General features: G+C 46.9%; 3 protein-coding genes, 14 tRNA genes and 2 rRNA genes. 1 reads left to right on the top strand and 18 read right to left on the bottom strand.

What is annotated here, in order from left to right:
* The first annotated feature begins 56 nt into the window (after positions 1 to 56).
* Positions 57 to 1,514, top strand: coding sequence for a catalase KatA (katA, locus tag A3842_RS06195; protein WP_074100790.1), 1,458 nt, complete (start codon positions 57 to 59; stop codon positions 1,512 to 1,514).
* 428 nt (positions 1,515 to 1,942) lie between these two features.
* Here katA and A3842_RS06190 read toward each other — a convergent pair whose 3' ends face one another.
* The 18 genes from A3842_RS06190 to A3842_RS06105 all read right to left on the bottom strand — a co-directional run.
* The gene (locus A3842_RS06190) at positions 1,943 to 4,222 is read right to left on the bottom strand and encodes a copper amine oxidase N-terminal domain-containing protein (protein WP_074100789.1); all 2,280 of its coding nucleotides are present in this window, start codon (positions 4,220 to 4,222) and stop codon (positions 1,943 to 1,945) included.
* Positions 4,223 to 4,491: 269 nt separating this feature from the next.
* A complete protein-coding gene (locus A3842_RS06185) occupies positions 4,492 to 5,445 on the bottom strand; it encodes a helix-turn-helix transcriptional regulator (RefSeq protein WP_074100788.1) in 954 nt (317 codons plus the stop codon).
* A 157-nt stretch (positions 5,446 to 5,602) separates the two neighbouring features.
* A tRNA-Gly gene (locus A3842_RS06180) sits at positions 5,603 to 5,673 on the bottom strand.
* 12 nt (positions 5,674 to 5,685) lie between these two features.
* Positions 5,686 to 5,759: transfer RNA gene (locus tag A3842_RS06175), tRNA-Pro, on the bottom strand.
* A gap of 27 nt (positions 5,760 to 5,786) precedes the next feature.
* Positions 5,787 to 5,863: transfer RNA gene (locus A3842_RS06170), tRNA-Arg, on the bottom strand.
* Between the two features lie 10 nt (positions 5,864 to 5,873).
* Positions 5,874 to 5,948, bottom strand: a tRNA-Gly gene (locus A3842_RS06165).
* Between the two features lie 7 nt (positions 5,949 to 5,955).
* Positions 5,956 to 6,039 (bottom strand) — tRNA-Leu (locus tag A3842_RS06160).
* A gap of 17 nt (positions 6,040 to 6,056) precedes the next feature.
* Positions 6,057 to 6,132 (bottom strand) — tRNA-Lys (locus A3842_RS06155).
* 38 nt (positions 6,133 to 6,170) lie between these two features.
* Positions 6,171 to 6,245: transfer RNA gene (locus A3842_RS06150), tRNA-Gln, on the bottom strand.
* Between the two features lie 94 nt (positions 6,246 to 6,339).
* Positions 6,340 to 6,417 (bottom strand) — tRNA-Asp (locus A3842_RS06145).
* 4 nt (positions 6,418 to 6,421) lie between these two features.
* Positions 6,422 to 6,498: transfer RNA gene (locus tag A3842_RS06140), tRNA-Met, on the bottom strand.
* Between the two features lie 26 nt (positions 6,499 to 6,524).
* Positions 6,525 to 6,600 (bottom strand) — tRNA-Val (locus tag A3842_RS06135).
* 6 nt (positions 6,601 to 6,606) lie between these two features.
* Positions 6,607 to 6,678, bottom strand: a tRNA-Glu gene (locus A3842_RS06130).
* Between the two features lie 39 nt (positions 6,679 to 6,717).
* Positions 6,718 to 6,807, bottom strand: a tRNA-Ser gene (locus tag A3842_RS06125).
* A 4-nt stretch (positions 6,808 to 6,811) separates the two neighbouring features.
* Positions 6,812 to 6,887 (bottom strand) — tRNA-Asn (locus A3842_RS06120).
* A 3-nt stretch (positions 6,888 to 6,890) separates the two neighbouring features.
* Positions 6,891 to 6,967 (bottom strand) — tRNA-Ile (locus tag A3842_RS06115).
* 55 nt (positions 6,968 to 7,022) lie between these two features.
* Positions 7,023 to 7,139: ribosomal RNA gene (rrf, locus tag A3842_RS06110) — 5S ribosomal RNA — on the bottom strand.
* Positions 7,140 to 7,216: 77 nt separating this feature from the next.
* Positions 7,217 to 7,321 (bottom strand): 23S ribosomal RNA (locus A3842_RS06105); the annotation flags it as partial.

Here is a 7,321-nt window from a genome sequence, read left to right as displayed (position 1 = left end):
TCATAGTATTTATACTTATTCTAAATTCAAATCTTAATACGAGGTGGAGATTATTCATGAGTGAGAACCATAACAGACTTACAACAAGCTGGGGAGCACCTGTAGGGGATAACCAGAACTCCATGACAGCCGGTTCCCGTGGACCTACGCTGCTGCAGGATGTACATTTGCTGGAAAAGCTGGCGCATTTCAACCGGGAGCGTGTGCCCGAACGTGTGGTTCATGCCAAAGGAGCCGGAGCCCATGGTTATTTTGAAGTCACTCAGGACCTGTCCAAATATACCAAAGCAGCTTTCCTGTCCGAAGTGGGCAAACGCACACCCATGTTCATCCGATTCTCGACAGTAGCCGGGGAACTGGGGTCTTCCGATACCGTTCGTGATCCGCGTGGCTTCGCCGTGAAATTTTATACCGAAGAAGGCAATTACGATCTGGTCGGCAATAATACACCTGTCTTTTTCATCCGTGATGCAATCAAATTCCCGGACTTTATCCATACCCAGAAACGCCATCCGCAGACCCATCTGAAGAATCCCAATGCCGTCTGGGACTTCTGGTCCCTTTCACCGGAGTCGCTGCATCAAGTTACGATTCTGATGTCCGACCGCGGCATACCCGCTACGCTCCGCCATATGCACGGCTTCGGGAGCCACACATTCAAATGGGTCAATGCCGAGGGTGCAGCAGTATGGGTCAAATACCATTTCAAAACAGAGCAGGGCGTAAAGAATCTCGATGTGAATCTGGCCGCGCAAATCGCCGGAGAGAATCCGGATTATCATACAGAGGATTTGTTCAATGCGATTGATAAGGGAGATTTCCCTGCCTGGAGACTGCATGTGCAGATTATGCCTGTAGAAGATGCTGATACCTACCGGTTTGATCCCTTCGATGTAACCAAGGTATGGTCGCAAAAAGATTACCCGCTCATTGAAGTAGGCCGCATGGTATTGGACCGCAATCCGGAGAATTATTTCGCGGAAGTGGAGCAGGCTACATTTTCTCCTGGCTCCTTTGTCCCCGGAATTGAAGCTTCTCCTGATAAAATGCTGCAGGGCCGCCTCTTCGCCTATGGCGATGCCCACCGCTACCGTGTAGGTGCGAATCACAATCAGTTGCCTATTAACCGCCCTATCGCCGAGGTGAACAATAACCAGCGCGACGGCGCAATGATCCATGGTAATAACGGCGGAGGTTCCGTCTACTACGAACCGAACAGCTTCGGCGGAGCAACAGAATCGCCTGCGCACAAGCCGGCAGCGTTTGAAGTCACCGGGCAGGCCGACAGTGTGTCCTATAATCATGACGATCACTACACTCAGCCCGGGGACCTCTACCGTTTGTTGAGTGAAGAAGAACGCGCACGCCTGATCCGCAATATTGTAGGCGCCATGACCCCCGTCGAGAACGAAGAGATCAAGCTCCGCCAGATCGGACACTTTTACAAGGCTGACCCCGAATTGGGCCAGCGTATAGCTGAAGGTTTGGGACTGACTATACCGCAAGGCGAGTAACCTATCCCCTATTACACGAATAAGCCTCGGCCGAAAAGGCCGGGCTTTATTTCATTCTGCCCGTCTGCCTATTTATAACCCGGCTCTCACAAGCTTCTTCATACAAACAGCCTGTGCCGCGTAATTCCTTCCGGAACAGCGCAGCACAGGCTCGATTATTTTTTATAGAAACTGGTTATACCAATCAGGGTCTTAATTTCATTCCATAAGTCAAAAGCCTGACCAATGATGGTCAGGCTTACAAAGCTACTCCAATATTGTCTTTTCAATGCATTTTGTACAAATATAAGGATTTATATGTTTCACACCATTAACCAGTCTCATATATCTCGCTGAAACGGATATCTGAAAGCGATACGTAGTATCGCTGGCTGCTTCGGAAGCATAACCTTGTAAGAGGACGGCATAGCCGTTTCCACTTGAGCGAGTTATAGTTCAAACTCTTCCGTTGAATCTGAGAGGCCACCATTCTGCACACCACTACTATTGGCTACGGCAAGAATATACACCTTATATTTTTTCCCTTTTGTAATTAAGGCTCCATTAACATCCCTCGTCGCAGTCACTATTGAAGGATTCGTTCCATTAGGAGCGATCGACTTATAGAACGAAGCTTGCACCCCCAAGGCATCCGTCGAACCAAAGGCCTGTTTGGAAGGAACTACCAATACCCGGTATTCTGAGATATTCGTCTCAATGGATGATTTGTTGAAACTTATCAGTATTTTACCATCGTTCACACTATACGTTACATTCGTTACAGAGATGACCGGGGTCTTACCCGACAAGGTAATGACAGGCGATTCCCCAGACAATACATTAGAACCCGAATAATTCCCGTTTCCGATGGATAACACATACACTTTATAGTTAATTCCGTCCTTTATCAAAGCGCCACGCACGTCTCTGGTTGACGAGGTCAATACTTGATTAGTAGTAGATCCAGTTGTACTTACGGTTGTATAGTAGGTACTCGATACATTATTCGCATCAGATAAGCTGAAGCTGCTGGAATATGACGCGGGCACTACCATAATCCGATACTGGCTAATATAGGTTTCATCCGTGGCATGAGTAAATGACACCCGCAAATCACGGCCATCACCATAGTCGTCAACATCGCTAACACTTAAGTTAGAAACGGCACTCAAGCTCGAAACATTCAACAACATAATATCCGATGAAGCAGATGATAGTACGTTAGCCCCTAAATAAGATCCGCTTCCGATAGATAACACATATACTTTATAGCTAGTGCCATTCTTTATCAAATTGCCGCGTACATCTCTTGCTGACGAGTTCAATACTTGATTGGTAGTAGATCCTGTAGTGCTCACGGTTGTATAGTAGGCACTCGATGTATTATTCGCGTCAGGTAAGCTAAAGCTGCTGGAATATGATGCGGGTACTACTAAGATTCGGTATTGGCTAATATAGGTTTCATCCGTAGCATGAGTAAATGACACCCGCAAATCACGGCCATCATTATAATCGCTAACGTCGCTAACACTCAAGCCAGTGATACCTACGTTTGACAGCGTAATTGCAGATGAAGCAGAAGATAACACATTATTAGCTGCATTACTGCTATCAATCGCCATGACAAACACCCGATAACTAACCCCTGTTTTAACAAGAGCTCCATCCACATCCTTGGCTCCTGAAGACAAGATCTGGGAGATGTTAGAACCCGTCTTGCTCACTTGTGTGGAATCAGAACTGGCAACAGCGTTTGCTTTCGCCAAATTAAAAGTTGAATAATTAGCAGCTTTGATCACGAATATCCGATAAGAACTTACTTTCGTCTCATCTGACAGTTTGTTGAAGCTGACGAATAAATCTCGCCCATCACCGTAGTCGCTGATATCATTTACTTTTATATTGCTTAGTAATTCTGCAGTGTTATTTACTAGTGTAATAGGGGAAGACCCACTAGAAAGCGTACTGGCATTATTCCCCTTGCCAACCGTCAAGACATAAGCAATATACGCTTGATTACTCTTAATGGAATCGCCGTCAACAGTCCTCGAAGTAGCGGTCAATTTAATCGTAGGATTTGAACCTGTTGCTAGTACAGCGGAATAATTAGATGAGGCTATCGTTTGTGCTGATGACAGATTAAGGGTATACCCTGCTTTAACAATCAGAATTCGGTAATGATCCACTAGTGACTCATCTGCCGCTCGAGTGAAGCTAACTTGCAGATCACGGCCGTCACCAAAATCACTTACATCCTGCGCTGCTACGCTAGTAGCCGGACCTGCATTTCCAACGTTCGGGGCCGAAGTGGTTATAGTCACAACTTTGGTCTTCGGGTTCCATCCCACTTCTCGACCCATAGCTTCACTTACGAACCGTGTCGGAACCATTGTTCTGCCCTTCAAATTTAGACCGGGTACATCGAGACTTACAGAGTTATCGTTAATCGTAGCTATCTTGGAGCCGATCTTCAATATAACCGTCGTATCATCCTTAGTGGCCGTTACTGTTTGTGTCTTCTGATTCCACTTGATGTTGGCATTAAAGGCTTCAAAGATTGCACGTAACGGTACCATCGTCCGCCCACTCACCATTACAGGTGGCTGATCTGTAGACAATGGGACTCCATCAATAATAATACTGATGGGTGTGCCCGCCTGGGCTGGGGATTGAAATATCATCGGAAACACTAACAACCCCACTACAATAGAAATCCATAACTTCTTCACTAGTTCATCCTCCTGGATATGCTAAAATCCTCATTTTTTTCTATCTATTTGACGCATTGAAGATGGTAAAAGTTTCTCGATTTACGGGTTACAAAAAAATAACCTATTCCCTGGCATAAGCTATGTATTATAAATGCAAAGAAGATTGAATTCCCCCTAACGCTCTAAGTAACATCTGCCATGTTAATGACGGGGATGAAGGGCCTGCGCTCATTGACGCATGTTGCTGTGAAGTCTTCCTATTCAAGAATCGCTTTTATCGTACCTGCTCACTTTTGGTAAATCTCCATCCACTGGGTAAGCTGACCCTTCAACCCTTCTCTGGCCGACGCCGGTTCCAGAATTTCAGCATTTGGGCCATATTGCAGAATCCACTTGGTGAATTCCTTCTCATTGTTGACAGTCACTTCAAACAGCAGGCTGCCATCCTGCTCATCGCTCATCCATGGATGGACAAAGAGCTCTTCTTCTTTAATATAACGGGCAATTTCAGGGTGAAAGCGCACCTTAAACTTAATATTTTTATTGCCACGGTCAATGGACCAGGTATTTTTCAGATACTTTTTAATATTAAAATCGCCTTTATCAAAGCTCTTATCCGTCACCTCCACCTCCTGAAAACGGCTGATTCGGAAGGTCCGGATGGCCTCCTTAAGATGGCAGTATCCAATCAGATAAAACCGCTGATCCCGCGGAATCAAGTAATACGGATCAATCACACGCTGTGTAGTAGCATTGCGCGACTGGGAATGATAGATAGCCCGAATGCTCCGCTGCTCCACAATCGCGCCGATAATCGGCTGCAGGAAGTTCCGGCTTTCTTTACGGTAAGCAGGTTTACCCATTTGAATAATATCGCCAATATTCTCAAGTATTGCGTTAGACTTGGATTTTTCCTTGAGATGTGTGCCCATGACCTTATCATAGGCGGTATGGAAGCCTGGGGGAATCTTATCCTGATTCAGGATAGACGGTAAAAGAGAAAAGGCCATTGCCTCCTGCTCGGAGAAATCCAGCGGATACAAAAAAAACTTACCCATAAACTTATAGCCAGTACCTCTACCCTCGTTCGTTACAGGCGCAAAATGGCTTATGATCTCCAAATCCCTGTAGACAGTTCTTATGTTCACATCGCATCTGATCGCCAGATCCGAGGCTGTAATCCCTGGACTGGACTGGATGGCGTTGATAATTTTGAAGATCCGAATTACTTTGTCAGTCATAGATGTAGGCTCCTTAATTTCCTGGTATTCATGATATTGTGCTCGCCACCCTAATAATATCAGTTCCCTACACTTTCTGACTGTCGGCAAAAACACAATACGGTGAAAAGCACAAAAAAAACCCTTGCTCCACAAGGGTTCTCTCGATTAACAATTAAGCGGGTGATGGGAATCGAACCCACGCTATCAGCTTGGAAGGCTGAAGTTCTACCATTGAACTACACCCGCACAGGTGTAAAATCGGGATGACACGATTTGAACATGCGACCCCCTGGTCCCAAACCAGGTGCTCTACCAAGCTGAGCTACATCCCGTTATTAGAATTCTACTGAAAGTATAAATGGCGCGCCCTGAGAGATTCGAACTCCCGGCCTTTTGATTCGTAGTCAAACGCTCTATCCAGCTGAGCTAAGGGCGCAAAATCTATATGGAGCGGACGACGGGAATCGAACCCGCGACCCTCGCCTTGGCAAGGCGATGCTCTACCGCTGAGCCACGTCCGCAAAAACATGGTGCGCGTGAAGGGACTTGAACCCCCACGTCGTAAAACGCCAGATCCTAAGTCTGGTGCGTCTGCCATTCCGCCACACGCGCACACTTTAGAAGAAAAATGGTGAGCCATGAAGGACTCGAACCTTCGACACCCTGATTAAAAGTCAGGTGCTCTACCAACTGAGCTAATGGCTCTCAATACACAAATCTTAACTTACTTTGTGATGTGAAGATGGCTGGGGATATAGGAATCGAACCTATGAATGACGGAGTCAAAGTCCGTTGCCTTACCGCTTGGCTAATCCCCAATATTAATAATTAGCAAAAACACGGGATCGGGTGGATACTCTATACTTCGAGATATAGGATTCTCAATCCCTGATACCTTGATGCCAATAATAATGGCGGAACCGACGGGATTCGAACCCGCGATCTCCTGCGTGACAGGCAGGCATGTTAGGCCAACTACACCACGGTTCCAAATTGGTTGCGGGGGCAGGATTTGAACCTGCGGCCTTCGGGTTATGAGCCCGACGAGCTACCGGGCTGCTCCACCCCGCGTCAGTAAAAACTTATCAAAAGCACTATGGTGGAGGCTGAGGGGTTCGAACCCCCGACCCTCTGCTTGTAAGGCAGATGCTCTCCCAGCTGAGCTAAGCCTCCATAATATGACCCGTATGGGATTCGAACCCATGTTACCTCCGTGAAAGGGAGGTGTCTTAACCCCTTGACCAACGGGCCATGATATAAATAAAAATAACGTTTAAAGATGTAACGCAACGGAGAGAGAGGGATTCGAACCCTCGAGACGCTTGTGGCGCCTACACGATTTCCAATCGTGCTCCTTCGGCCAAACTCGGACACCTCTCCATAATGGCTCCCCGAACAGGACTCGAACCTGTGACAACTCGATTAACAGTCGAGTGCTCTACCAACTGAGCTATCAGGGAAAATGGTGGGCCTTAGTGGACTCGAACCACCGACCTCACCCTTATCAGGGGTGCGCTCTAACCAGCTGAGCTAAAGGCCCTTTTATCTTATGTAATTGTTATGGGCAAAAAAAATACCACAGAGTGTGGTTGTCCGCTTGGCGGCGTCCTACTCTCCCAGGACCCTTCGGTCCAAGTACCATCGGCGCTGGAGGGCTTAACGGTCGTGTTCGGGATGGGTACGCGTGGAACCCCTCCGCTATCGCCACCAAACGGGCATTTACAGCGTAAATGCTTCAGGAACCTTCATTCCTGAAAACTGAATCCGAAACGAATCTGCGTTTTATCATTTGGATAAGCCCTCGACCGATTAGTATTGGTCAGCTCCATGCATTGCTGCACTTCCACCTCCAACCTATCTACCTCGTCGTCTTCAAGGGGTCTTACATACTGGG

The organism is Paenibacillus sp. P3E, assembly GCF_001909045.1.
Lineage (GTDB): Bacteria > Bacillota > Bacilli > Paenibacillales > Paenibacillaceae > Paenibacillus_AQ > Paenibacillus_AQ helianthi.
The sequence above is the reverse complement of the archived record's forward strand: the minus strand, read 5'-3'. Positions and strand labels throughout refer to the sequence as shown.